This is a genomic window from Streptomyces sp. NPDC045899 (assembly GCF_056431485.1).
This window is the reverse complement of record NZ_JBWKKP010000021.1, coordinates 85287-109819: the sequence shown is the minus strand read 5'-3', so window position 1 is coordinate 109819 and position 24533 is coordinate 85287. Positions and strand designations below refer to the sequence as shown.

22 protein-coding genes and 1 riboswitch are annotated in these 24533 nt (G+C 71.2%); of the genes, 17 read left to right on the top strand and 5 right to left on the bottom strand.

The genetic code is table 11. The features are described 5' to 3' along the window. Positions 1–417: 417 nt before the first annotated feature. The 11 genes from AC07FT_RS27200 (at position 418) to AC07FT_RS27150 (ending at position 14586) form a co-directional block, all read left to right on the top strand. The gene (locus AC07FT_RS27200) at positions 418–1527 is read left to right on the top strand and encodes a helix-turn-helix domain-containing protein (protein ID WP_479178470.1); all 1110 of its coding nucleotides are present in this window, start codon (positions 418–420) and stop codon (positions 1525–1527) included. 268 nt (positions 1528–1795) lie between these two features. Then, entirely contained in the window at positions 1796–2785 is a 990-nt protein-coding gene (locus AC07FT_RS27195; protein WP_254744438.1) for a malate dehydrogenase, read from the top strand. A gap of 152 nt (positions 2786–2937) precedes the next feature. Continuing rightward, entirely contained in the window at positions 2938–4683 is a 1746-nt protein-coding gene (locus AC07FT_RS27190; protein ID WP_479178468.1) for a hypothetical protein, read from the top strand. Further along, the gene (locus tag AC07FT_RS27185) at positions 4670–5080 is read left to right on the top strand and encodes a hypothetical protein (protein WP_479178467.1); all 411 of its coding nucleotides are present in this window, start codon (positions 4670–4672) and stop codon (positions 5078–5080) included. Before AC07FT_RS27190 ends, AC07FT_RS27185 begins: the two co-directional genes overlap by 14 nt. A gap of 1 nt (position 5081) precedes the next feature. Beyond that, entirely contained in the window at positions 5082–5927 is an 846-nt protein-coding gene (locus AC07FT_RS27180) for a hypothetical protein (protein WP_479178466.1), read from the top strand. Between the two features lie 190 nt (positions 5928–6117). After that, positions 6118–7032 carry a serine/arginine repetitive matrix protein 2 gene (locus AC07FT_RS27175; RefSeq protein ID WP_479178465.1) on the top strand — a complete coding sequence of 305 codons (915 nt, stop codon included), beginning with the start codon at positions 6118–6120 and terminating at the stop codon, positions 7030–7032. 137 nt (positions 7033–7169) lie between these two features. Next, complete coding sequence (locus AC07FT_RS27170) at positions 7170–8672, top strand: aldehyde dehydrogenase family protein (protein ID WP_471201020.1); 1503 nt, start codon at positions 7170–7172, stop codon at positions 8670–8672. A 180-nt stretch (positions 8673–8852) separates the two neighbouring features. Next, positions 8853–10427 (top strand): GMC family oxidoreductase, encoded by a 1575-nt coding sequence (locus AC07FT_RS27165; RefSeq protein ID WP_479178464.1) that lies wholly within the window; start codon positions 8853–8855, stop codon positions 10425–10427. After that, complete coding sequence (locus tag AC07FT_RS27160; RefSeq protein WP_479178463.1) at positions 10427–11524, top strand: quaternary amine ABC transporter ATP-binding protein; 1098 nt, start codon at positions 10427–10429, stop codon at positions 11522–11524. The genes AC07FT_RS27165 and AC07FT_RS27160 overlap by 1 nt, the downstream gene beginning before the upstream one ends. After that, positions 11521–13554 carry an ABC transporter permease subunit gene (locus AC07FT_RS27155; RefSeq protein WP_479178461.1) on the top strand — a complete coding sequence of 678 codons (2034 nt, stop codon included), beginning with the start codon at positions 11521–11523 and terminating at the stop codon, positions 13552–13554. The genes AC07FT_RS27160 and AC07FT_RS27155 overlap by 4 nt, the downstream gene beginning before the upstream one ends. A gap of 75 nt (positions 13555–13629) precedes the next feature. Continuing rightward, positions 13630–14586 carry an ABC transporter substrate-binding protein gene (locus AC07FT_RS27150; RefSeq protein ID WP_471201263.1) on the top strand — a complete coding sequence of 319 codons (957 nt, stop codon included), beginning with the start codon at positions 13630–13632 and terminating at the stop codon, positions 14584–14586. A 59-nt stretch (positions 14587–14645) separates the two neighbouring features. Here AC07FT_RS27150 and AC07FT_RS27145 read toward each other — a convergent pair whose 3' ends face one another. Together AC07FT_RS27145 and AC07FT_RS27140 are read right to left on the bottom strand one after the other, a co-directional pair. After that, positions 14646–15368 (bottom strand): isocitrate lyase/PEP mutase family protein, encoded by a 723-nt coding sequence (locus AC07FT_RS27145; RefSeq protein WP_479178459.1) that lies wholly within the window; start codon positions 15366–15368, stop codon positions 14646–14648. Then, entirely contained in the window at positions 15365–15829 is a 465-nt protein-coding gene (locus AC07FT_RS27140) for a carboxymuconolactone decarboxylase family protein (RefSeq protein ID WP_432011471.1), read from the bottom strand. Before AC07FT_RS27140 ends, AC07FT_RS27145 begins: the two co-directional genes overlap by 4 nt. Positions 15830–15876: 47 nt before the next feature. Between AC07FT_RS27140 and pdxR the strand changes: the two genes are divergently transcribed. From pdxR to AC07FT_RS27125, 3 genes are all read left to right on the top strand, one after another. After that, entirely contained in the window at positions 15877–17277 is a 1401-nt protein-coding gene (gene pdxR / locus AC07FT_RS27135; protein ID WP_479178457.1) for a MocR-like pyridoxine biosynthesis transcription factor PdxR, read from the top strand. A 72-nt stretch (positions 17278–17349) separates the two neighbouring features. Further along, on the top strand, positions 17350–17682 hold the full coding sequence (locus AC07FT_RS27130; protein ID WP_479178456.1) for a hypothetical protein: 333 nt from the start codon (positions 17350–17352) through the stop codon (positions 17680–17682). A 3-nt stretch (positions 17683–17685) separates the two neighbouring features. After that, positions 17686–18870, top strand: coding sequence for a glutathionylspermidine synthase family protein (locus tag AC07FT_RS27125; RefSeq protein ID WP_479178454.1), 1185 nt, complete (start codon positions 17686–17688; stop codon positions 18868–18870). Between the two features lie 7 nt (positions 18871–18877). On the opposite strand, the gene rocD is transcribed toward AC07FT_RS27125, so the two are convergent. Further along, positions 18878–20104 carry an ornithine--oxo-acid transaminase gene (gene rocD, locus AC07FT_RS27120; RefSeq protein WP_471200993.1) on the bottom strand — a complete coding sequence of 409 codons (1227 nt, stop codon included), beginning with the start codon at positions 20102–20104 and terminating at the stop codon, positions 18878–18880. A 116-nt stretch (positions 20105–20220) separates the two neighbouring features. Beyond that, positions 20221–20318, top strand: a riboswitch (ZMP/ZTP riboswitch). A gap of 42 nt (positions 20319–20360) precedes the next feature. Here rocD and AC07FT_RS27115 point away from each other — a divergent pair. Continuing rightward, entirely contained in the window at positions 20361–21632 is a 1272-nt protein-coding gene (locus AC07FT_RS27115) for a serine hydroxymethyltransferase (RefSeq protein WP_479178453.1), read from the top strand. On the opposite strand, the gene AC07FT_RS27110 is transcribed toward AC07FT_RS27115, so the two are convergent. Then, positions 21592–21780: a hypothetical protein gene (locus AC07FT_RS27110; protein ID WP_479178452.1), complete on the bottom strand. Its 189-nt coding sequence runs from the start codon at positions 21778–21780 to the stop codon at positions 21592–21594. The genes AC07FT_RS27115 and AC07FT_RS27110 overlap by 41 nt on opposite strands. A 13-nt stretch (positions 21781–21793) precedes the next feature. Further along, complete coding sequence (locus tag AC07FT_RS27105) at positions 21794–22615, bottom strand: RNA polymerase sigma factor (protein ID WP_479178450.1); 822 nt, start codon at positions 22613–22615, stop codon at positions 21794–21796. Positions 22616–22670: 55 nt separating this feature from the next. On the opposite strand from AC07FT_RS27105, the gene trpS reads away from it, so the two are divergent. Continuing rightward, on the top strand, positions 22671–23684 hold the full coding sequence (gene trpS / locus AC07FT_RS27100; protein WP_479178449.1) for a tryptophan--tRNA ligase: 1014 nt from the start codon (positions 22671–22673) through the stop codon (positions 23682–23684). A gap of 241 nt (positions 23685–23925) precedes the next feature. Next, complete coding sequence (locus AC07FT_RS27095) at positions 23926–24525, top strand: 2'-5' RNA ligase family protein (RefSeq protein ID WP_471200980.1); 600 nt, start codon at positions 23926–23928, stop codon at positions 24523–24525. Positions 24526–24533 lie beyond the last annotated feature (8 nt).

Sequence of the window (24533 nt, the reverse complement as noted above, 5' to 3'; positions counted from 1 at the left end):
CGACGCCTGGCACCGCGCCTCGCCGCGTTGTCGGGATCATCAGGGCCTAGCCGGGTTGACGCTCCCTCAGGAGCTGCCCCGGACGAACGGCGGCCCGTCCTCTCCCCCGTGGGAGGACGGGCCGCCGTTCGGCTGTGGGCCGGGTCCTTCGGACCCGGCGACGGTCCGCCCTCTCCCCCGAGGAAGGACGGACCGTATGGGCCTCAGCGTTGTGTGTCGGCTGTGCGGGATCAATGGACGTTGGCAGCCTGTGGCGCGGAGGTGACCATTCCGGTACGAGTTCTCGGCTGCGCAACGATGAGCTGGGGCGCAGGAGCGCGCTCGGCGTATATCGAAAGCCGCTATGCGCCCCCGGCGGAGGAACTGACATCCTGGAGAAGATTCACCGGATCTACACGGGGGGAACAGGGGGAGGCCATGCCTCGCTGGAGGGAGCTTCCGGAAGAACTTGACCCGCAGGTGCGGGAGTTCACCGGTCAGCTGCGCAGGATCGTCGACCGCAGCGGAATGAGCGTGGTGGCCGTCGCCGACCGCACCGGCTTCAGCAAGAGTTCCTGGGAGCGGTACCTCAACGGACGGCTGCTGCCGCCGCAGCGCGCGGTGGAGGCGCTGGCGGAGGCCACCGGCGCCGGGACCCATCACCTCATCACCCTCTGGGAGTTGGCGGAAAGGTCCTGGAGCCGCTCCGAGAACCGGCACGACGTGACGATGGAGGCCATCAGCGTCGCCCAGGCGCGGGCCGCCATCGAGGAGTTCGCGCCGGAGGAGGAGAAGAAGGGAAGGGGCGGGAAGAACGGCCGGCGCGCCGACGGGCCCGCGCGGACGGAGCGCACAGGGCGGTCCGTCGACCTGCCCGGACCGGAGCAGCCGCTGCTGCCCACCGCTCCGGCCGCCACGGCCCCCGCGGCTCCGGTGTCCTCCGTGCCTCCCACGCCACCCGCCGCCACGCCCGCTGCCCCACCTCCCGCCGCGCACCCGGCCGCGCATCCGGACGCGCCCGCCGAGGGGAAGAAGGGCGGGCGGCGCCGGATCGCGCTGTTCGCCGGGGGCGTCGTGGGCTCGCTGCTGCTCGCCGCCGGGGCCGTGGCGCTGGTCGGCACGGGCGGCGACGACGGGAAACCGGCGGCGGCCCCGAAGACCGCCCCGGCCACCACCGCGCCCAGCCTGCCGCGCGGGGTGAAGTGCGCGGGGAAGGGCTGCGCCGGCAAGGACCCGGAGGACATGGGCTGCGGCGGCGCGAAGGCGACGACCTCCGCCAACCTCACGGTGGGCACCGCCTACGTCGAGGTCCGCTACAGCGAGACCTGTGGCGCGGCCTGGGCCCGGATCACCCGGGCGGCCCCCGGCGACGAGATACGGGTCACCGCCCCCGGCGGTGGCGCGGGGGCCGGTCAGCGGGGCGAGGTCGACGCCGACGGCGACGCGTACACGCGGATGGTTCCGGTGGAGACCACTGCGCAGGCCACCGCCTGCGCCACGCTGACCAGTGGAAAGCGTGGCTGCACGGACCGTACCGCGAACGGGTGAGAGGGCTCTTCGGAACTCGTCCGGACGATTTTTGATTCAGGGGGAATGACACTCGGGAATGGGGGCAGACGCACGCCGACCCCCCCACGGGTGCGGCTATGGGCGGCCGCCTGCACTCCCCCTCCTGGCAGGCGGCCGCCCAGGCATGTGAGCGGTGAGCGGTGACACAGAGGCCCGGGAGGCCGGGCCCGTGACGCCGTCCGATAGCCTGACGCAGGTATCTCGACACCAAGAGATCTTGACAGAAAACACAGCGCAGGAGACCGCCATGACCCGCACTCCCGTCAATGTCACCGTCACCGGCGCGGCAGGCCAGATCGGCTACGCGCTGCTCTTCCGTATCGCCTCCGGTCAGCTGCTCGGCCCGGACGTGCCGGTCGCGCTGCGTCTCCTGGAGATCCCACAGGGACTGAAGGCCGCCGAGGGCACCGCGATGGAGCTCGACGACTGCGCCTTCCCGCTGCTGCGCGGCATCGACATCTCCGATGACCCGAACGTGGCCTTCGACGGCGCCAACGTGGCGCTGCTCGTGGGCGCCCGTCCGCGCACCAAGGGCATGGAGCGGGGCGACCTGCTCGAGGCCAACGGCGGCATCTTCAAGCCGCAGGGCAAGGCCATCAACGACCACGCCGCGGACGACATCAAGGTCCTCGTGGTCGGCAACCCGGCCAACACCAACGCGCTCATCGCGCAGGCCGCCGCGCCGGACGTACCGGCCGAGCGCTTCACCGCGATGACCCGGCTGGACCACAACCGCGCCCTGTCGCAGCTGTCGAAGAAGACCGGGGTGCCGGTCGCCGAGATCACCAAGCTGACGATCTGGGGCAACCACTCCGCCACCCAGTACCCGGACGTCTTCCACGCCGAGGTCGCCGGCAAGAACGCCGCCGAGGTCGTCAGCGACGAGCAGTGGCTCGCCGACACCTTCATCCCGACCGTCGCCAAGCGCGGTGCGGCGATCATCGAGGCGCGCGGCGCGTCCTCGGCGGCCTCCGCCGCCAACGCGGCCATCGACCACGTCCACACCTGGGTGAACGGCACCGACGCCGGTGACTGGACCTCCGCCGGTGTGGTCTCCGACGGTTCCTACGGTGTGCCGGAGGGCCTGATCTCCTCCTTCCCGGTCACCGCGAAGGACGGCGCGTTCGAGATCGTCCAGGGCCTGGACATCAACGAGTTCTCGCGCACCCGGATCGACGCCTCGGTCAAGGAGCTCGAGGAGGAGCGCGAGGCGGTGCGCGGTCTCGGCCTCATCTGACGCCTGAGCGGCGCCCGTTCTCCATCGGGCAGTCATCCGAAGGGTCACACTCCGGTATTCACTCCGGAGTGTGACCCTTCGGCCATTCCCTGTGAAGTCGGCTCATCCTCCCCTACCGTGGGAGGAGTTGACGCCGGCCTCGGGGGGAGAGCATGGCCAGGGACAGTCGCGCCGATCACGCCGTACGTCCGCCGCGTCCACGGCCGGAGCCCGTGCGCCCCGTTCCCTCGTCACCCTCACCCCACACCAGCAGCGAGGCCACCCGGCTGCTGTGCGCGGGCACCTATCTCGACGACGACTTCCGGGACGCCGTCGTGGACGAGCTGTATGTCCACGAGGAGCGCTCCGTGGCGCCGTCCCTCGGGGTCGACGCGGCCCGGGTGCTCGCCCACGCACTGCGCGCCCGCCGGGTGGAGGCGGGCTGGACGGCGCTGCTGGCGGCGTTATGGCTGATGGACTTCCTGCTCGCCAAGGGCTTCTTCTACGCCTTCCTGCTGTCCAGCGCACTGCTGCTGATGGCCTCCTGGGCCAGGGGCGGCGCCTCCGGCCCGTTCCGCGCCGACTATCCGGGGGCCGACCGGGTCGGGCTCTACCGGCGGCGGCTGGCCGCGGTGCTGCGGGTGGCCGGATGGCTCACGCTGGTCTCCTATGTGGCCGGCGCCCTCGAGCTGGCCCTCGCCGATGACGCGGACCCGACCGCGCTGAGCGTCGCGCTGCCGCCGCAGCTGCTGGCCGGGGCGGATCCCACCGCGGCCTGGTTCGCGCTGCTGATCCCCGCCGCGATGGCCGGTGTGGTCGCCTGGCACCGGGAGCACATCGCCCGGGTGCTGGCCACCGAGCTGGATCAGACGGCCTTCGCCGACCCCGGCAGGGACCCGGCCGAGCGGTTCGACGGCGCCCGCTTCCAGCGGGTGCGCGCCCTGATCCGGCGCGAGCAGCACGCACCGGCGATCCTCTACCACGATCAGCACCCCTTCCTCGGCGCGGGCACCGCCCATGCCACCTGGACCCTCGCCGTGGAGCTGCGCCCGCGCGAGGGCGCCACGGCCGTACCACTGGACAACCGCGTGATCCTGGAGCGGATCCGCCCGCTGGTCGAGGCGCTGCGCACACCGTCCGCCGGCCATGCCCCGCAGGACGGCGCGGTCCGTGACCGGCTGCGCGGTCTGGAGCTGGACGAGTGTGTCTTCCTCAAGGCCACCGGTCTGCGCAGCCGGTCCCTGGTGCCGTACGGCGAGGCGGAGTTCGCCCGGGAGCGGGCCGAGGCCGTCGAGGAGGGCGGGGAGATCCGCCGTCACTTCCTGCGGGTCCGGGTCGGGGCGTGGCGGGAAGAGGTCGTGGTCACCGTCTTCGTGCGGGTGCACACCCAGGGCGGCATGCTGATGCTGGAGTTCGCGCCCCATGTGCTGCGCCCGATCCGCCCGGCCTTCCGCGCGGTCGACCGGATCTCCGACTCCCACCGCCGGGGCGGGATGCCGGGCAAGGCGGTCTGGGCGCTGGCCCGCACCCCGACGGCGGCGGGCCGGTCGCTGATCAGTCTCTTCCAGTCGCTCGCCTTCCTCTGGCGGATGTACGCGGGCGGTTATGACGCCGCGATCCCCGACGGCCCCTGGGCCTCGGTGCGTGAGCTGGGCAGTGACACCGGAGCCTCGCTGTTCCAGGAGATGGACGTCAGCCGCTATCTGAAGAGCGTCGAGGACCGGGTGGCCAATGGCGTCCGGCAGGCGCTGGCCGAAGCCGGCTGGGAGACCGGCGAGTTCGAGCAGAAGGTCATCAACGTCAGCGGCGGCGGCATCTTCATCGAGTCCGCCGAGAACAGCGCCCTCAGCTTCGGCGACAACAACACCATCAGCAACACCCCACGCAATGGAGCGGGAGGCGGCCATGACGACGGCTGACACGGACGGCGAGCACGGCCCGACGAACGGCGGCGGGCGGAAGTTCGGGGACATCCGCATCGGCGGTGTGCGCGGCAGCACGGTCAGCTTCGGCGACCACAACCGCATCGTGAACGCGCCGCAGAGCGAGGCGGCGTGCGACCCGGCGTACGAGGAGCTGCTGGAGGCGGTCCGGCAGCTCGCTGCCGATCTGGAGCGGATGGTCCCCGGACCGGAGGTCCAGGCCCTGTCCAATGAACTGGCCACCGCCCAGGAAGAGATCCAGCGCACCGGCCGGGCCGGGGTCGGGCGGCTGGCCCGGGTGCGGGCCCTGCTCCAGGACGCCAGCGCCAGCATCGGCATGCTCGCGTCGGGCGTCGCCGTGGGGCAGGCGGTCGGCGTGCTGCTGGGCGGTTGAGATGACCACCCCGGGTGGCGGGCACGGCCCCCGCTGGGACGAGGAGACACAGCGCTGGGTGGGGGAGGGCGCGGGGCCGTCGGCCCCGGGCCGCCGGCCGCCCTGGCCCCATCAGGGCGTGGTGCTGCTGTCGGTGCTCGCGGTCCTGCTGGTCGGCGGGATCGGCTTCGGCGTCTGGAAGTTGCTGGACGGTGACGGCGACGGCAAACCGGACCGGAGCGGTTCCACCGCGAGCGCGGAGTGGCCGAACGGGGACGGCGTACCGCCCCCGTCGTCCTCCGCGTCCACTCCGTCCACTCCGTCCACTCCGTCCACTCCGTCCTCCCCCGTGCCTTCGTCGCCGCAGTCCGTGGTGCCGTCGGCCTCCTCGGGTGCGGGCGGCGAGGCACCCGCGGGCTATGTGCGCACCCGGGACCCGGAGGGCTTCACCCTCGATGTCCCGGTGGGCTGGCAGCGGGTGAAGCGCGATACCGGGGTGTTCTACGAATCGTCCGACGCCAGCGGTCTGATCCAGGTCTTCGCGCTGACCGAGCCCGAGATCACCCCGTATGAGGCGCTGCGCCAGGCGGAGACGGGACTGCGCAAGAACCCCGGCTACCACCGCTACCGGCTGGAGCGGCTCGGCCCCGGCGACGGGGCGGACGCGGAGCTCGAATACGGCTACCGCAGCGAGAAGCACGGTCAGCGCCGCATCCTCGACCGTGCCTTCTCCGGGGAGAACGGAGTGCAGTACGCGGTGCTGATCGCGGGTCCGGCCGCGGACTGGCCGGAGCAGCGGAAGCGGCAGGAGATCGTGCTGGACGCCTTCTGCCCCACCGCGTACTGCCCGGCGGGATCGGAGCCGTAGGGCGGGCGGTGCCACGGGCGGTGGCCCGCGTCCGGTGTGGTCGGCCCGCGTTCGGTGCGGTGGACCGGATCCGGCGAAGTATCCGGGATCGAGACGGTGGCAGACGAGGCGATGTCCCTCATACTGGGTTCTCCGTATGTCGGCTAACTCGCCTTATCGGCAGATGAGTTCCGCTATGGGGGGGGCGTTCATGGAGCACGGGGGGCCGGGCGACCGGCAGCAGTGGCCGGACGGCGAGGGGCAGCGCCAGGAGGCCGCATGGCAGTGGGATGACACGCTCGCGGACGGTGCGCCGCAGTGGGCACCGGCACCGCCGCCATCCCCACCGCCGGTGCCGGGCGCCGAGACCCGCCGGGTGTACCAGGCGCTGGCCGTGGCGGTCTTCCTGGCCGTCGGGGCCGCGTTCTCCGGCTGGGTGGCGTTCGGCGAGGACGGGGACACCGGATACCGGGCCGGTCCACTGCCGGGGGTGAGCGAAAGCCCCTCCACGGCCACGGACGCCCCGACGACCGACGGTGTGCCCACCTCCGATCCCTGGACCGAGGTGCCCACCGGGTCGGCCACCGATGTGCCCACGGATCTGCCCGGGGTGCCCTCACCATCGGCCACCCCGTTCGGCGACCCGTCGTCCCCCTCGCTGACCGGCGGTGCTCCTCCCGCGGGCTACAGCACCCAGAGCGATCCGGCCGGATTCCATCTGGCCGTCCCGGACGGCTGGGAGCGCTCCGTCGAGGGCGTCAGCGTCTTCTACACCTCACCCGACGACGGCACCATGATCCAGGTCTTCGAGCTGCACGGCCCCGAGGCCACCCCGTACGCGTCGGCCCAGGAGGCGGAGCGGCTGGCCTCCCGCCACCGCGGCTACGAGCAGGTCACCCTGGCACCGCTCGGCACCGCCGCCATGGACCCGGCGGAGCTGGAGTACACCTACCGGAGCAAGAGCGAGGGCCACCGGCGGATCATGGACCGCCGCTTCGCCGCGCCCAGCGGCACGATGTACGCGGTGCTGGTCATCGGCCCGTCCGGGGACCGGGCGAATGAGCAGGAGGTCCACCAGGCGGCCCTGGACACCTTCTGTCCCACGGCCTACTGCACGACCGAGTGACCGGACCACCACCTCGGGTGACGTGAGCCCCACCACTTTCCTTCACGAAGTGGGCATAGGTTCGCCCTATCGGGTTAGGGGTCCTTGTTGCTGGCGTGGCCAGTGGGAAAGACCGCAGAACCGGAAGGCAGAACGACGTGTCGGCAGTCGAGACCATTCATGTGGACGGGGTGTGGCGGGCGGCCGCATCCGGCGCGCAGCGGGAGGTCCTCGACCCCGCGGACGCCAAGACCCTCGCCGTGGTGGCCGAGGGTGGCGCCGAAGACACCGACGCGGCCATCGCCGCTGCGCGGCGCGCTTTCGACGAGGGCCCCTGGCCCGGTACCCCGGTGGCCGAGCGGGCCGCGCTGCTGCGCCGCGTGGCCGATCTGCTCCAGCGCGACCGGGAGACCATCGCGCTCATCGAGAGCCGGGACACCGGCAAGACCCTCGAGGAGGGCCGGGTCGACGTCGATGACGTGACCAACGCCTTCCGCTACTTCGCCGACCAGGTGACGGGCGAGTCCGCTGGACGCGTGGTGGACGCCGGCACCCCCGATGTGCACAGCGTCGTGGTCCATGAGCCGGTCGGCGTCTGCGCGATGATCACCCCCTGGAACTATCCGCTGCTCCAGGCCAGCTGGAAGGTGGCCCCCGCGCTGGCGGCGGGCAACACCTTCGTGATCAAGCCCAGTGAAGTGACCCCGCTGTCCACCGTCCACCTGGTGAAGCTGCTGGTCGAGGCCGGGCTGCCGGCCGGTGTGGCCAACCTGGTGACCGGCGCCGGTGACCCCGTGGGCGCCCGGCTGTCCGAGCACCCGGATGTGGACCTGGTGTCCTTCACCGGTGGTCTGGTCAGCGGCACCAAGGTGGCCCAGGCCGCCGCGCCGACCGTGAAGAAGGTCGCCCTGGAGCTCGGCGGCAAGAACCCCAATGTCGTCTTCGCCGACGCCTGCTCCACCGCCGAGGGCTTCGACACCGCCGTCGACCAGGCACTGAACGCCGCGTTCATCCACAGCGGCCAGGTCTGCTCCGCCGGTGCCCGGCTGATCATCGAGGAGTCGGTGCGGGAGCGCTTCGTGGCCGAGCTGGCCCGTCGCGCCGAGAAGATCAAGCTGGGCCGGGGCACCGAGGAGGGTGTCGAATGCGGCCCCCTGGTCTCCGCCCAGCAGCTGGACAAGACCGAGACGTATGTCGCCTCCGCCCTGGAGGAGGGCGCGCTGCTGCGCTGCGGCGGCAAGCAGCCCGAGGCCTCCTCGGTCCGTCCCGCCACCGGTTACTTCTACCTGCCGACCATCCTCGACCAGTGCCACCGCGAGATGCGCGTGGTGCGCGAGGAAACGTTTGGGCCGATTTTGACGGTCGAGTCCTTCCAGACCGAGGACGAGGCCGTCACACTCGCCAATGACACGGAGTATGGACTCGCCGGCGCCGTCTGGTCCGCCGACACCGCACGGGCCCGCCGCGTCGCCGCCCGACTGCGGCACGGCACCGTGTGGATCAACGACTACCACCCCTACCTCCCGCAGGCCGAATGGGGCGGGTTCGGCAAGTCCGGTGTCGGGCGTGAGCTCGGCCCGTCCGGGCTGGCCGAATACCGGGAGTCCAAGCATGTCTACGAGAACCTGCGGCCCAGCCCGGTGCGCTGGTTCGGCGGCTGACACCCCACCGCCGGCGTCCCTCCCGGACGGCGCCGGACCCGGCCCGCCCCCGGGCCCCGGTCCGGCCGCGCCCGGCGAGGCGCCGGCGGTCCGCACCGAGATCCGTCCCCAACCGGGGCGTCAGCCCCATGGCCCGCGCTGTCGCGGGCCCCTGCAAGACCGCGAGGAGTAACCCCCACCATGTCCGTACCTGAAGGCTATGACTACGTCGTCATCGGCGGCGGCACCGCAGGATCGGTGATCGCCTCCCGGCTCACGGAGGACCCGGACATCCGCGTCGCCGTCATCGAGGGCGGTCCCACCGATATCGACCGCCCCGATGTGCTCACCCTGCGCCGCTGGCTGGGGCTGCTCGGCGGCGACCTCGACTACGACTACCCCACCACCGAGCAGCCGCGCGGCAACTCCCACATCCGGCACAGCCGGGCGCGGGTGCTCGGCGGGTGCTCCTCGCACAACACCCTGATCTCCTTCAAGCCGCTGCCGGGCGACTGGGACGAGTGGGCCGCGGCCGGTGCCGAGGGCTGGGACGCCACGTCCATGGACCCGTACTTCGACCGGCTGCGCAACAACATCGTCGCCGTGGACGAGAAGGACCGGAACGCCATCGCGCGTGACTTCGTGGAGGCCGCCCAGGCCGCCGCCGGGGTGCCGCGGGTGGAGGGCTTCAACAAGAAGCCCTTCCACGAGGGCGTCGGCTTCTTCGACCTCGCCTACCACCCGGAGAACAACAAGCGCTCCTCGGCGTCGGTCGCCTATCTGCATCCCTTCCTGGACCGGCCCAATCTGCACCTGATGCTGGAGACCTGGGCGTACCGGCTGGAGCTGGACGCGACCGGCCGTGCCACCGGGGTGCGGGTGCGCACCAAGGACGGCGAGGAACTCCTGATCGAGGCGTCGCGCGAGGTGCTGGTCTGCGCGGGCGCGGTGGACACCCCCCGGCTGCTGATGCACTCCGGTATCGGCCCCAAGGCCGATCTGGAGGCGCTGGGCATCCCGGTGGTCCATGATCTGCCGGGCGTCGGCGAGAACCTGCTCGACCATCCCGAGTCGGTGATCGTGTGGGAGACGGACGGCCCCATCCCGGACAACTCCGCGATGGACTCCGACGCGGGTCTGTTCGTCCGGCGCGACCCCGACTCCCGGGGCCCGGACCTGATGTTCCACTTCTACCAGATCCCGTTCACCGACAACCCCGAGCGGCTGGGCTACGAGAAGCCCGAGCACGGGGTGTCGATGACTCCCAACATCCCCAAGCCGCGCAGCCGCGGCCGGCTCTACCTCACCAGCGCCGACCCGGCCGTGAAGCCCGCCCTGGACTTCCGCTACTTCACGGACGAGGAGGACTACGACGGCCGTACCCTGGTCGACGGCATCCGGATCGCCCGGGAGATCGCCAAGACCGAGCCGCTGGCGGGCTGGCTGAAGCGCGAGGTCTGCCCGGGGCCGGAGGTCACCTCGGACGAGGAGATCAGCGAGTACGCCCGTAAGGTCGCGCACACCGTGTACCACCCGGCGGGCACCTGCCGCATGGGCGCCACCACGGACGAACAGGCCGTGGTCGGCCCCGACCTGACAATCCGCGGACTGCACGGCGTACGTATCGCCGACGCGTCCGTGTTCCCCACCATGCCCGCGGTGAACCCGATGATCGGCGTTCTGATGGTGGGCGAGAAGTGCGCCGAACTGCTCACCCAGGACCATCGCCGATCCCGGGACCGAGCCCCGCAATCCGCTCCCGGAGGTGACGCCTGATGTCTGCGACTACGGTCTCCAAGACCCCCGAGTCCCCTGAGAAGTCCGAGAACAACGGCACGGCACCCGTGTTCTCCGTCCGTGGCCTGTGGAAGGTCTTCGGACCGAAGGCCGACCGCATACCCGGCTCCGCCGAGGCGAAGCTCTCGGCGGAGGAACTGCGTGCCCGCACCGGATGCACCGCCGCCGTCCGCGATGTCTCCTTCGACGTCCAGCCGGGCGAGGTGTTCGTGGTCATGGGGCTGTCGGGCTCCGGCAAGTCCACCCTGGTGCGCTGTCTGACCCGGCTGATCGAGCCCACCGCCGGTGAGCTGAGCATCGACGGCGAGGATGTGCTCGCCATGGACAAGAACCGGCTGCGCGATCTGCGCCGCCACCGGGCCGCCATGGTCTTCCAGCACTTCGGACTGCTGCCGCACCGCTCGGTGCTGGACAACGTCGCCTACGGTCTGGAGATCCAGGGCGTGGGCAAGGCCGAACGTCGCGCCAGGGCCGCCAAGGTGGTCGAGAAGGTCGGCCTCACCGGTCTGGAGCGCCGCCGCCCCGGTCAGCTCTCCGGCGGTCAGCAACAGCGTGTCGGACTCGCCCGCGCCCTCGCGGTCGACCCCGAGGTGCTGCTGTTCGACGAGCCGTTCAGCGCGCTGGACCCGCTCATCCGGCGGGACATGCAGGAAGAGGTCATCCGCCTGCACCACGAAGAGGGCCGCACGATGGTCTTCATCACCCACGACCTCAGCGAGGCGCTGCGGCTCGGCGACCGGATCGCGCTGATGCGCGACGGCGGGATCGTCCAGCTCGGCACCCCCGAGGAGATCGTCGACTCCCCGGCCGACGACTACGTACGGGACTTCGTCCGCGATGTGCCGCGTGAGCAGGTCATCACCGTGCGCAAGGCCATGCGGCCCGCGGACGGCGACGAGGCCACCGACGGTGCCTCCGTGGCCCCCGGTGTGACCGTGGCCGAGGCGATCGAGGTGGCCGCCCGCAGCGGTGGCCCGGTCCGGGTGGTCGAGGACGGCCGTTGTATCGGCATCGTCGACCATCAGCGACTGCTCGCCGTGGTCGCGGGGGTGGAGGCAGGGGTGGTCCCAGCATGAGCGTGACCACCACCGCCCCCGACAAGACGTCCCTCGAGAAGAGAGATCCGGACGGAGCGCCCCGACGGGCCGAAGGGCTCAAGGCGCTGCTGACCCACCCTCTCGGGCGCAAGCTGGTGCCTCTCACTGTCCTCGCCGTGGTGCTGATACCCATCGCCGCGGTGCTGTGGGGCAGCGGCGCCTGGCCGAGCGAGCTCAGTCACGATGTCAAGGCGCCGCTGGACTCCGTGAACCAGTGGATCATCGACAACCGTGACACCCACCCCCTGTTCCTGTACTTCCTGCTGTACTTCAGCAACGCGGCCACGGACTCGGTCGACGCCGTCTACAACCTGCTGGACTCGCTGGGCTGGATCGGGGTCACCGCCACCGCCGTTCTCTTCGCCTGGCGGGCCGGGGGCCTCGGCCGGGCCGGTCTGAAGGTCGCGGGCATCACGCTCGGAGCGTTCGCCGTCTGCGGACTGCTCGGGATGTGGGACCCCACCATGATCACCCTCGCGCTGATGGTGGTGGCGGTCGCCGTTTCGGCCGTCCTCGGCGCGCTGCTCGGGCTCGCCGCCGGTCTGTCCGAGCGCTTCAACCGGATGTTGCGGCCCGTGCTGGACACCATGCAGGTGATGCCGGCCTTCTCCTACCTGCTGCCCATGGTGCTGATCTTCGGCCCCGGTACACCGGCCGCGCTGTTCTCGACGGTCATCTACGCCGCGCCGCCGATGACCCGGCTCACGGCGCTCGGTCTGCGCGGAGCCGACCCGGCCGTGCTGGAGGCGTCGTCTTCGCTGGGGGCGAGCTTCTGGCAGCGCCTGCTGACCGCTCGACTGCCGCTGGCCCGTAAGCAGATGCTCCTCGGGCTCAACCAGACGATCATGATGGCGCTGTCGATGGTGGTCATTGCGTCCATCGTCGGTGCGGGCGGTCTGGGCGAGGAGGTGTTCACCGCGCTGTCGACGACGGATGTCGGCAAGGCACTCGCCGCGGGTCTGCCGATCGTCCTGATCGCCGTCTGGCTGGACCGTACGACCGGGGCCGCGGGCGAACGGTTCGGCGCGACCGCGGCGGCCGAAGCGACCGGGGCCCGGCGGCTGTTGCACGGCTGGCGGGCCTGGGCGCTGGTGACGGCCGGCGCTGTGGTGGCGACCGTGGCCGGCCGGCTGGCCGGGGCGACGCTGTGGCCGGAAGCCTGGGTGTACGAGATCTCCACGCCCGTCAACAAGTTCCAGGAGTGGATCACCAACAACCTCTACCAGGACGTACCTGTCCTGGGTGGCACCAAGGTCTGGGCCGACCACATCACCGAGTGGATGATCAACCCGCTCCGTGACGGTCTGCTGGACGCCCCGTGGTGGCTGTTGCTGCTGCTGGTCGCTGTTCTCGCACTGCTGGTCGGCACCTGGGGCACCGCGCTCACCGCCGTGCTGGCCATGGCGGCCGTCGGTGTGCTGGGTGTCTGGCCGAAGACGCTGGACACGCTTTCGCAGGTGCTCGTGGGCCTCGCGCTGACCCTGTTGCTGGGCTTCGCGATCGGCATTCTCGCGGCCCGGGTCGGATGGGTGGAACGCTGGCTGCGGCTGGTGCTCGATGTGCTGCAGACGCTGCCGCAGTTCGTCTATCTCATCCCGGTCGTGGCGCTGATGGGCGTCGGCCGCGTCGCGGCGATCACCGCGGCGGTGGCCTACGCGCTGCCGGCCGTCGTCCGTATCACCACCCAGGGCATCAAGGAGGTCGACCCGGCGGCGCTCGAAGCCGCCCGCTCCATGGGAGCCAGCGGAGCCCAGCAACTGCGTCAGGTGCAGTTGCCACTGGCCCGGCCCGCGCTACTCGTCGCCGTCAACCAGGGCGTGGTGCTGGTCCTCGCCGTGGTCGTCGTCGGTGGTCTGGTCGGCGGTGGCGCTCTCGGATACGACGTGGTCTTCGGCCTCGCGCGCGGAGAACTCGGAGTGGGTCTGGTGGCCGGTGCGGCCATCGTCTGTCTCGGCCTGGTACTCGACCGGGTCACCCAGCCCACCGCCGCTACCCGCAAGGAGAGCTGAGGTCCCGTGAACAGTACGGCCGATGCCGTCACCCCCCGTGCCACACCCCCGAAGAAGAGGAACATATTCGTCATGATGAACAGCAAGCGGGTTCGCAGAACTCTTGTCGCCGCCACCGGAGCCGTCGGCCTGGTCGCGCTGAGCGCGTGCGGTGCCGCGGACACAGGCAAAAAGAACGAAGTGGGCGGCGACAAGGCCGTGACGCTGACGGTTCCTTCCTGGGTCGGCGCGGAGGCCAACGTTGCCGTGGCCAAGTACATCCTGGAGGAGGAGCTCGGCTACAAGGTCCACACCAAGCAGATGGGCGAGGTCCTTGCCTGGGACGCGCTGAGCAAGGGGGACATCGACGGGATCCTCGAGGACTGGGGCCACCCCAAGCAGGAGAAGCAGTACCTCAACGGCAAGAAGACCGTGGTGAAGGGCGGCGACCTCGGCGTCACCGGCCACATCGGCTGGTATGTGCCGAAGTACTTCGCGGACGAGCACCCCGATGTCACCGACTGGAAGAACCTCAACAAGTACGCGAAGGACTTCAAGACTTCCGAGAGCGGTGGCAAGGGCCAGCTGCTCGAGGGCTCGCCTGACTACGTCACCAATGACGACGCGATCATCAAGAACCTGAAGCTGGACCTCAAGACGGTCTACGCGGGCAATGAGTCCTCGCAGATCACCCAGATCAAGCAGAACGTGAAGAACAAGACGCCGTTCCTCACCTACTGGTGGACGCCGCAGTGGCTGAACAACCAGGTGGACATGGTCGAGGTGAAGCTGCCGGAGTACAAGACGGGGTGTGACGCGGACCCGAAGAAGATCACCTGCGCGTACCCCAAGACTCCGCTCCAGAAGTACTTCAACGCCGACTTCGCCAAGAACGGCGGCAAGGCGGCGAAGTTCCTGAAGAACTTCAAGTGGACCACCGAGCAGCAGAACGAGGTCGCGGGAATGATAGCCGGGGACAAGATGTCCGCGGACGCGGCCGCGAAGAAGTGGGTCGAGGAGAACAAGCCCACCTGGAAGAAGTGGCTGCCGTAGGCAGCCTCCGCACCGGGCTCGCCCCCAGGGCGCTCCCGGCCGGGCCCCGCTGTGTCCCCTCACCGGGTGGACGGAGCGGGGCCCAGCCGTTGTACGAGGTTCCGCGCGGCGGCCATCGTCTCGCGGAAGAGGCGGGGGCCGAAGGTGACGCGGGTCGCGCCGAGCCGGCCGAGCCCCTGGGGGGAGGGGCCGTCCGGGCGGAACGCCGCCGCGTTGAGCGGTACATCGACCGCAGCGGCCAGCCGGGGCAGCAGCTCCGGTGGCGCCATGATCGGGTAGATACAGTCCGCGCCGGCCTCGACGTAGAGCCGTGAGCGGGTGATGGCGTTGTCGATGTCCCCCCGGCCGTGCACGAACGTGTCGACGCGGGCGTTGATGAACAGCGCCGGTCCCGCTTCGGCCCGCACCGCCGCCAGCCGGTCCGCCTGGTACGCCGGGTCGAGGAGTCGACCCGCGTCGGAGTCCTCCAGGTTGCAGCCCACGGCGCCCGTCTCCAGGAGGCGTTCGGCCAGTTCGGCCGGGGCGAGTCCGTAGCCGCTCTCGATGTCGGCCGAGACCGGGATGTCCACGGCGCGCACGATCCGCGCCACCGCGGCGAACATCTCGTCGGGCGGGGTGTCACCGTCGTCGTGGCCGAGCGACGCCGAGACCCCCGCGCTCGGCGTCGCCAGGGCGGCGAAGCCCGCGTCGGCGAAGACACGGGCCGAGGCCGCGTCCCACGGGCCCGGGAGGATCAGGGGGGCGTCCGTGGCCGCTCGGTGGTGGAGCGCGCGGAAGGTCATCGCGGTGTGTAGGAGCCGGGGGCCATCCGGGTGGTCACCGCGATGCGGTTCCAGGCGTTGATGGTGAGGATCGCCGCGATCAGCTGGGCCAGCTCCTGCTCCTCGAAGTGCGCGGCGGCGTGCTCGTAGACCTCGTCCGGGACGAAGCCGTCGGTCAGGACGGTGACCGCCTCGGTCAGGGCGAGCGCCGCGCGCTCCTGGGGGGTGTAGGTCTCCCCGGCCTCCTCCCAGGCGCTGAGCAGATAGATCCGCTCCTCGGACTCGCCCGCGGCACGGGCGTCCTTGATGTGCATGTCGATGCAGAACGCGCAGTGGTTGATCTGGGAGGCGCGGATCTTGACCAGTTCGACGAGCTCCGGGGCCAGGCCCTTCCGGGCCGCCGCGTCGAGCTGGACCATGGCCTTGTAGACCTCGGGCGCGGCGTGGACGAACTGCATGCGGGGGCTGTTCTGGTGCGTCATGACCTCCACGCTAGAACTCCGGTAGCCCAGCGATATGGTCCATTTCCATGGAGGATTCCTGGGCCACTTCCCTGGGCGTGGATCTGCACCTGGACCTGCCCGGCGGGACGGGGGTGCGGGCGGCGCTGATCCGCTCGCTGCGGGACGCCGTGCGCGAGGGGCGGCTCGCGCCGGGCACCCGGCTGCCCTCGTCCCGTTCGCTCGCGGTGGACCTGGGTATCGCCCGGAACACGGTGGCCGACGCCTATGGGGAGCTGGTGGCCGAGGGCTGGCTGACCGCCCGCCAGGGCTCGGGCACCCGGGTGGCCCGGCGGGTGGTGCCGCCGGAGCCCGCGCCGCCGCGCACACCGCGGACTCCGGCGGGGCCCCTCTACGATCTGACGCCCGGTTCACCCGATATCGCCTCCTTTCCCCGGTCGGCCTGGCTCTCCGCTTCCCGGCGCGCACTGACCCACGCGCCCAACGAGGCGTTCGGCTACGGGAAGCCGCAGGGCCGGGCCGAGCTGCGCCGGGTGCTGGCCGACTATCTGGCGCGGGCCCGGGGGGTGCGGGCCGCGCCCGAACGGATCGTGGTCTGCGCGGGGTTCACCCAGGGACTCGCGGTGCTCAGCCGAGTGCTGCGACAGGCCGGGGACCGCGAGGTGGCCGTCGAGTCCTACGGGCTGGACATCCACTGGAACGTGATGCGCCGGGCCGGACTGGACACCGTGCCGCTGCCGGTGGACGGCCACGGCGCGGATGTGGCGGAGCTGGACCGGCTGGGGGTGGGGACCGCGCTGCTGACCCCCGCGCACCAGTTCCCCACCGGGGTCTCGCTGGACCCCGACCGGCGGGCCGCGGTGGTGGACTGGGCGTCCCGGACCGGTGGGCTGGTGCTGGAGGACGACTACGACGGGGAGTTCCGCTACGACCGCCAGCCGGTCGGGGCGCTCCAGGGGCTCGACCCGGAGCGGGTGGTCTATCTGGGGACGGCGAGCAAGAGCCTGGCACCGGGGCTGCGGATCGCCTGGATGGTGGTGCCGGACCACCTCATGGACGCGGTGCTGGCGCTCAAGGGCACGGGGGAGTGGCAGTCGGGTGTGCTGGACCAGCTGGCGCTCGCGGAGTTCATCGACTCCGGTGCCTACGACCGCCATCTGCGCGGAATGCGGCTGCGCTACCGGCGCCGCCGCGACCAGGTGGTGGCGGCGCTGGCCGAACGGGCCCCGGGGGTGCGGGTCACCGGGATCGCGGCCGGACTGCACGCGGTGCTCGAACTCCCGCCGGGCACCGAGCTGTCGGTCGTCCAGGGCGCGGCCTGGCAGGGGCTGGCCCTGCACGGCCTGGCCCGCTTCCGGCACCCGGACGCCGGCGCGGTGCGGCGGGACGCGCTGGTGTTCGCCTACGGGACACCGCCTGACCACGCGTTCTCGGGTGCGATCGAGGCGCTGTGCCGGGTCCTGCCCTGAACCACCCCGCCGTGCGGATGTGCGGGCAGCCACTCTAGGGTGGGCGGTTCACACCACGGGGGAGGACATTCGATGGAGCGCATGACACCACGTCGGCTGCGGTCGAGCACGGTGATCCTGGGCAGTATGGGCGCGCTGGCGGCGGCCCTGACGTCCTGCGGTTCCGAACCGGACAAGCGCTGTGTGGACCGCGACAGTTACGACGTCATGAAGGGCTACCGCGTCGTGGACTCCAGCGCCTGCCAGGGCTCCTCGACGGGCACCAAGCGCGGTAAGAGGCCGGTGGACGGTGACTGGTACTACGACGCCGATGTGACCGGCCGCTGGGCCGACTACGGCACCTTCGACAAGAGCCAGGCAGCCGACCGCGGCGGCTTCGGCTGCTCGGGTTCGGGCGGCGGCTGATCCGTGGAGCGCCATACGATCGACCCCCGCCCCGGCTGGCAGGCCACGGTCGAGGAGCAGGGGGTCATCTATCCGCTGACCCGCTACCCGGACGGTTCGCTGCGCCCCTACTGGGACGAGAGCGCCTACTACTCCTTCTCGCTGCCCGAGGTCGAGGCGCTGGAAGAGGTCGTGGAGGAGCTGCACGGGATGTGTCTGGCGGCCGCCGGGCACATCGTGGAGCACGACCGCTTCGGCGATCTGGGCATCGACGACCCCCGGCTGGCCCGGCTGATCGCCGAGTCCTGGCACCGCCGCGCCGAACAGCCCAGCGTCTACGGCCGGTTCGACCTCCGCTACGACGGTGGCGCGGCACCCGCTCTGCTGGAGTACAACGCGGACACCCCCACCTCGCTGGTGGAGGCGGCCAGTGCGCAGTGGTTCTGGATGGAGGACCGGTTCCCCGGTGCCGACCAGTGGAACTCGCTGCACGAACGGCTGGTGGACGCCTGGCGGAAACAGGCCGGGCTGCTGCCGCCGGGCACCCCGCTGTACTTCGCGCACTCGGCCGGGGACGAACTGGGCGAGGACCTGATGACCGTCGCCTATCTGCGGGAGACGGCCGAACAGGCGGGACTCGCCACCGAGTCGATCTCCATGGAGGACATCGGCTGGCAGGGGCTGTCCGGGCGGTTCGTGGACCGCGGGCTCGGCTTCATCCGCGCCTGTTTCAAGCTCTACCCGTGGGAGTGGCTGGTCACCGACCGCTTCGGTCCGCATGTGCTGGACACACTGGACAACGGCGGCGGCACCGGTTCGACCCTGTGGATCGAACCCGCTTGGAAGATGCTGCTGTCCAACAAGGCGCTGCTGGCCGTGGTCTGGGAGCTCTACCCCGGTCATCCGAATCTGCTGCCCTCCTATCTGGACGGTCCTCGTGAACTGGCCCGTACCACGGGCTATGTGGCCAAACCGCTGCTCGGCCGGGAAGGCGCGGGAGTCACCGTGCACCGGCCCGGGGAGGAGCCCGTGATCCGGGACGAGCCCTGCTGCTACCAGGAGTTGGCGCCGCTGCCGGAGATCGACGGCAACCGTGTGGTGCTCGGGGCCTGGGTCGTGGAGGACGAGGCGGCCGGGCTCGGTATCCGGGAGTCGGCGGGGCTGATCACCGATGAGTACGCCCGCTTTCTGCCGCATGTGATCCTCTGAGCGGGACTCATTCCGACAGCACCGCCGTGAGCTGCTCCAGGCCCCACAGCAGATCCTCCTCACTGATCACCAGCGGCGGGGCGATCCGGATGGTGGCGCCGTGGGTGTCCTTGACCAGCACCCCGCGGTCCATCAGCCGCTCGGAGACCTGCCGCCCGGTGCCCCGGCCGGCGGGGATGTCCACCCCCGCCCACAGCCCCCGGCCGCGCACCTCCGTCACCCGGCCCGCCTCCCGCAGCAGCCCCAGCTCGTGGTGGAGCCGCTCACCGAGCTCCGCGGACCGCCGCTGGAACTCCCCGGTCCGCAGCAGGGCGATCACCTCCAGCGCCACCGCGCAGGCCAGCGGATTGCCGCCGAAGGTCGAGCCGTGCTCCCCGGGCCGGTGGACCCCGAGGATCTCGGCGGAGGAGACCACCGCCGAGACCGGCACCACCCCTCCGCCCAGCGCCTTGCCCAGCACATAGACGTCCGGAACCACGCCCTCGTGCTCACAGGCGAAGGTGGTTCCGGTGCGGCCCAGCCCGGACTGGATCTCGTCCGCGATGAACAGCACCTTCCGGGACCGGGTCAGCTCCCGGACCCCGGCCAGATAGCCCGGCGGCGGCACCAGCACCCCCGCCTCGCCCTGGATGGGCTCCAGCAGCACGGCCACGGTGTCCGCCGGGGCGGCGTCGACCGCCGCTTCCAGCGCCGTCAGATCGCCGTACGGGACGATCTCGAACCCGGGAGTGTAGGGACCGTAGTCGGCTCGGGCCTCCGGATCGGTGGAGAAGCTGACGAGGGTGGTCGTCCGGCCGTGGAAGTTGTTCTCCGCGACGATGATCCTCGCCTGGCCGTCCGGGACGCCCTTGATCCGGTAGCCCCACTTCCGGGCGGTCTTCACCGCCGTCTCGACCGCCTCCGCCCCGGTGTTCATCGGCAGCACCATCTCCATCCCGCACAGCGCGGCCAGCTCCGCGCAGAACGCCCCGAAACGGTCGTGGTGGAAGGCGCGCGAGGTGAGCGTGACCCGCTCCAGCTGGGCCCTGGCCGCCTCGATCAGCCGGTGGTTGCCGTGCCCGAAGTTGAGCGCGGAGTATCCGGCGAGCAGATCCAGATAGCGGCGGCCCTCGATATCGGTCATCCAGGCGCCCTCCGCGGACGCGATCACCACGGGCAGCGGATGGTAGTTGTGCGCGCTGTGGGCCTCGGCGGCCGCCAGGGCGCGCCGGGTGAGCGGATCCGGGGTGGACAACGCGTACTCCCTTCGGTGCCGGGCGCCGGGGCTTCGGTGCCGGGTGGATCCTGGGCCTGAATGGCGGCCGGGCACGGTCGGCTGTCCGCGAGGGAGGGGCTGCCTACTAGAGTGGGCCCGCGCACCGTGACTGGCGAGCCGAGCGTGGAACCGACCACGAGGAAGCGGTGCGCGGCCACAGCGCCATGAGGTGCCGCCCGCCTGGGCACCGAAGGGATCACGACCGGACCACCACCGATCGCCCCGGAGGAACGCCATGAGCCTGCCCCTTTCCCATCCCGCCCTCTCCGCGTCCGACCCCGAACTCGCCGCCCTCGTCGGCGCCGAGGAACTGCTCCAGTCCGAGACCCTGCGGCTGATCCCCAGCGAGAACTATGTCTCCGGGGCCGTGCTGGAGGCGTCGGGCACGGTGCTCCAGAACAAGTACAGCGAGGGCTACCCGGGCCGCCGCTACTACGAGGGCCAGCAGGTCATCGACCAGGTGGAGACCCTGGCGGTCAACCGGGCCAAGGCCGTTTTCGGCGCGGACCACGCCAATGTCCAGCCCTACTCCGGCTCGCCCGCCAACCTCGCCGTCTACCTCGCCTTCGCCGAGCCCGGCGACACCGTGATGGGGATGTCCCTGCCGATGGGCGGCCATCTCACCCACGGCTGGGGCGTGTCCGCCACCGGGTCCTGGTTCCGCGGTGTCCAGTACGGGGTGCGCCAGGACACCGGCATGATCGACTTCGATGAGGTCCGCGACCTGGCCCGCAAGGAGCGGCCCAAGCTGATCTTCTGCGGTGGTACCGCCGTGCCCCGCACGATCGACTTCGCCGCCTTCGCGGAGATCGCCCGTGAGGTGGACGCGGTGCTGGTGGCCGATATCGCGCATATCGCCGGACTGGTCGCGGGCGGGGCCCACCCCTCCCCGGTCCCGTATGTCGATGTCGTCTCCACCACCACCCACAAGACCCTGCGCGGTCCGCGCGGCGCGATGCTGATGGCCCGCGAGTCCCACGCCAAGGCCCTCGACAAGGCCGTCTTCCCCGGTCTCCAGGGCGGTCCGCACAACCAGACCACCGCCGCCATCGCGGTGGCCCTCCACGAGGCCGCGCAACCCTCCTTCCGTGACTACGCCCATGCGGTGGTCGCCAATGCCAAGGCGCTGGCCGAGGCACTGCTCGCCCGTGGTTTCGACCTGGTCTCCGGCGGCACCGACAACCATCTGATCCTGATGGACCTCACCCCCAAGGAGGTGCCGGGCAAGGTCGCGGCCAAGGCCCTGGACGAGGCCGGGATCGTGGTGAACTACAACACCGTGCCCTTCGACCCCCGCAAGCCCTTCGACCCCTCGGGTATCCGCATCGGCACCCCCTCCCTGACCTCGCGCGGACTGGGCACCGAGCACATGCCCGCGGTGGCCGACTGGATCGACCGTGGGGTGACCGCCGCCAGGAGCGGTGACACCTCCGGTCTCGCCAAGATCAGGAACGAGGTCGCCGAGCTCATGGCGGCCCACCCGGCTCCCGGTCTGCCGACCGCCTGACCGGTATGACGGTGCGCTGCCCGGCCGCCAGGCCGGGCAGGGCCCGCCACCACTGCTCCTCCCGGATCCGGCTGCGCTCCGGCGGCACCGGCACCGCCAGCCCCACGATCCGGGCCATCACCCGCTCCACCACCGTCTCGGCCCCCATCGAGCCCTCCGGCTCATCCGGCCCGCCCCGGGGCGAGCCGCCCGGTGGACCGTCCAGCGCGCGCCCCAGCGCCCGCAGCTCCTCCGGCAGCCCGGCTGGGCCGCCGGCCGGCCCCGCCTCCCGCACTCCGGCCATATGCTCCGCCTCCCCGCGCGGCCCGGGTCTGCCGCCCGCCCCGCGCACTCCGCACGGCGCGCGCATCCCGCACGCCCAGCTCGCTCCGGTCCCGCCCCAGGGGCCGCTCCGCCTCGTCCGGGCCGAGCAGCAGCTCCAGCCGTCTCAAGGCACGGCTCAGCCGCGACTTCACCGTGCCCCGCGGCCAGCCCAGCGCCTCCGCCGTCTCCGCCTCGTCCAGATCCAGCAGATAGCGGTAGATCACCACCCGCCGCTGGTCCGCGCTCAGCTGGTCCAGAGCGGTCATCAGCCGCGCCCGCCGCTCACCCGCCATCGCCAGCGCTGCCGGGTCGGCCGATTCCGGTATGACCGCCGCGGTCCCGCCCAGCGCCCCTTCCCGGTCGACCGCCGACCGCAGCCGACGCACCGAGCGGATCGCGTTAGAGGTCTCGCGGGCGACGATCCGCAGCAGCCACGGCCGGAACGCCGCCCCGTCGCGGAAGCCGCCCAGCGCGAGATACGCCTTCACAAAGGCGTCCTGCACCACATCCTCGGCATCGGCACCGGCCCCGAGCAGCACCGCCGTGCGATGCGCCACCGGTGCGTACGCCCGCATCAGCTCCGCGTACGCCTCGGTCTCCCCGGCGCGCACCCGCGCGATGATCCCCGCTTCGTCCCGCGCGACGAGGTCCCCCTCCCGCGCCCTCCGTGTCGTCCTCACACCTTTCATACACCGGCGGACGGAGTCGGGTTCCACACCTGAGAGAATGGGTGCCATGGTCCTCGATCGTCCCCGTGCGCTCTCCGGTATCCAGCCCACCGCAGGCTCCTTCCACCTCGGGAACTACCTCGGTGCGATCCGGCAGTACGTCGCGCTCCAGGAGACCCACGACGCGTTCTACACCGTGGTCGACCTGCACGCGATCACCGTCCCCCAGGATCCGGCCGAACTGCGCGCCAACTCGCGCCTCGCCGCCGCCCAGCTGCTCGCCTCCGGCCTCGACCCGGACCGCTGCACCCTCTTCATCCAGAGCCATGTGCCCGAGCACGCGCAGCTCGGATGGGTGATGAACTGTCTCACCGGGTTCGGCGAGGCGTCGCGGATGACCCAGTTCAAGGACAAGTCGGCCAAGCAGGGCGCCGACCGGGCGACCGTCGGCCTGTTCACCTACCCGATCCTCCAGGTCGCGGACATCCTGCTCTACCAGGCCAACCACGTCCCCGTCGGCGAGGACCAGCGTCAGCACATCGAGCTCACCCGTGACCTCGCCGACCGGTTCAACGGCCGTTTCGGCGAGACCTTCACCGTCCCGGCGCCGTACATCGTCAAGGAGACCGGGAAGATCTACGACCTCCAGGACCCGACGATCAAGATGAGCAAGTCGGCGTCCACCCCGAAGGGCATCGTCAACCTCCTCGACGAGCCCAAGGTCTCCGCGAAGAAGATCAAGAGCGCGGTCACCGACCTGGAGACCGAGATCCGCTTCGACGAGGAGAAGAAGCCCGGTGTCAGCAATCTGCTGACCATCTACTCGACGCTCACCGGCACCGCCATCCCGGAGTTGGAGAGCCGTTACGAGGGCAAGGGCTACGGCGCGCTCAAGACCGACCTCGCCGAGGTCCTGGTCGAGTGGGTGACACCGTTCCGCGAGCGGACGCAGGAATACCTGGCGGACCCGGGGACGTTGGACAAGATCCTCGCCAAGGGGGCGGACAAGGCCCGGGCCGTCGCCGCCGAGACGCTGGCCGTCACCTACGACAAGGTGGGCTTCCTGCCCGCCAGGCACTGACGGCCGGGCACCGGCGGGACACCGGCGAGCGCCGGGCGCGCACCGGTCGGGCGCGGGGCCGGTGCGCCGCGGGGTGTCCGCGACAGCAGTACACCCGGGTCCGGGCCCCCGGCCAGGGGCCCTGGGGCCTGTGTGCCGAAGGACCGAGGCACCTAGCCGCGAGGGCGGCACAGCCGCCACACTGACACCGGTGCAGCGGCATCGAGTCCAGCAGCCCGGGAGGGCCAGGAGGGAGAACGCAGTGGGGACCGTAACGCTCGGCGTTTCGATCGCGGTCCCGGAGCCGTACGGCAGCTACCTCCAGGGGCGGCGCGCGGGCTTCGGGGACCCTGCCGCCCATGGCATCCCCACTCATGTCACCCTGCTGCCGCCGACCGAGGTGGACGCCTCGCTGCTCCCGGCCATCGAGGACCACCTGGCCCGGGTGGCCGCCGAGGGACGGCCGTTCCCGATGCGGCTGGAGGGGACCGGCACGTTCCGGCCGCTCTCGCCGGTCGTCTTCGTCAAGATCGTGGAGGGTGTGGACGAGTGCGCCGCGCTCCAGGAGCGGATCCGGGAGAGCTCCGGACCGTGCGCGCGTGAGCTCCAGTTCCCGTACCACCCGCATGTCACCGTGGCCCACGGGATCGACGAGGAGGCCATGGACCGGGCCTTCGCCGAGCTCAAGGACTACGCGGCGGCCTGGACGATCACCGGCTTCGCCCTCTACGAGCAGGGTGCCGACGGGGTGTGGCGGCTGGACCGTGAGTACCCTTTCGGCGCGGGTGAGCCGACGGACGGCGGGACGCCCATGGTGCCCCGTCAGGCCGATCTCTCCCGCCCGGCCGCGCCCTCCTGCTGATCCGTACC

Excerpts from the sequence above, each read along its gene's own strand:
- AC07FT_RS27200 (WP_479178470.1), top strand. The coding sequence starts at position 418 with ATGCCTCGCTGGAGGGAGCTTCCGGAAGAACTTGACCCGCAGGTGCGG.
- AC07FT_RS27145 (WP_479178459.1), bottom strand. The coding sequence starts at position 15,368 with ATGACCTTCCGCGCGCTCCACCACCGAGCGGCCACGGACGCCCCCCTG.
- AC07FT_RS27150 (WP_471201263.1), top strand. The coding sequence starts at position 13,630 with ATGAACAGCAAGCGGGTTCGCAGAACTCTTGTCGCCGCCACCGGAGCC.
- trpS (WP_479178449.1), top strand. The coding sequence starts at position 22,671 with ATGGTCCTCGATCGTCCCCGTGCGCTCTCCGGTATCCAGCCCACCGCA.
- AC07FT_RS27115 (WP_479178453.1), top strand. The coding sequence starts at position 20,361 with ATGAGCCTGCCCCTTTCCCATCCCGCCCTCTCCGCGTCCGACCCCGAA.
- AC07FT_RS27155 (WP_479178461.1), top strand. The coding sequence starts at position 11,521 with ATGAGCGTGACCACCACCGCCCCCGACAAGACGTCCCTCGAGAAGAGA.
- AC07FT_RS27185 (WP_479178467.1), top strand. The coding sequence starts at position 4,670 with ATGACGACGGCTGACACGGACGGCGAGCACGGCCCGACGAACGGCGGC.
- AC07FT_RS27195 (WP_254744438.1), top strand. The coding sequence starts at position 1,796 with ATGACCCGCACTCCCGTCAATGTCACCGTCACCGGCGCGGCAGGCCAG.
- AC07FT_RS27180 (WP_479178466.1), top strand. The coding sequence starts at position 5,082 with ATGACCACCCCGGGTGGCGGGCACGGCCCCCGCTGGGACGAGGAGACA.
- AC07FT_RS27130 (WP_479178456.1), top strand. The coding sequence starts at position 17,350 with ATGGAGCGCATGACACCACGTCGGCTGCGGTCGAGCACGGTGATCCTG.
- AC07FT_RS27165 (WP_479178464.1), top strand. The coding sequence starts at position 8,853 with ATGTCCGTACCTGAAGGCTATGACTACGTCGTCATCGGCGGCGGCACC.
- AC07FT_RS27175 (WP_479178465.1), top strand. The coding sequence starts at position 6,118 with ATGGAGCACGGGGGGCCGGGCGACCGGCAGCAGTGGCCGGACGGCGAG.
- pdxR (WP_479178457.1), top strand. The coding sequence starts at position 15,877 with ATGGAGGATTCCTGGGCCACTTCCCTGGGCGTGGATCTGCACCTGGAC.
- AC07FT_RS27190 (WP_479178468.1), top strand. The coding sequence starts at position 2,938 with ATGGCCAGGGACAGTCGCGCCGATCACGCCGTACGTCCGCCGCGTCCA.
- AC07FT_RS27160 (WP_479178463.1), top strand. The coding sequence starts at position 10,427 with ATGTCTGCGACTACGGTCTCCAAGACCCCCGAGTCCCCTGAGAAGTCC.
- AC07FT_RS27110 (WP_479178452.1), bottom strand. The coding sequence starts at position 21,780 with ATGGGGGCCGAGACGGTGGTGGAGCGGGTGATGGCCCGGATCGTGGGG.
- AC07FT_RS27140 (WP_432011471.1), bottom strand. The coding sequence starts at position 15,829 with ATGACGCACCAGAACAGCCCCCGCATGCAGTTCGTCCACGCCGCGCCC.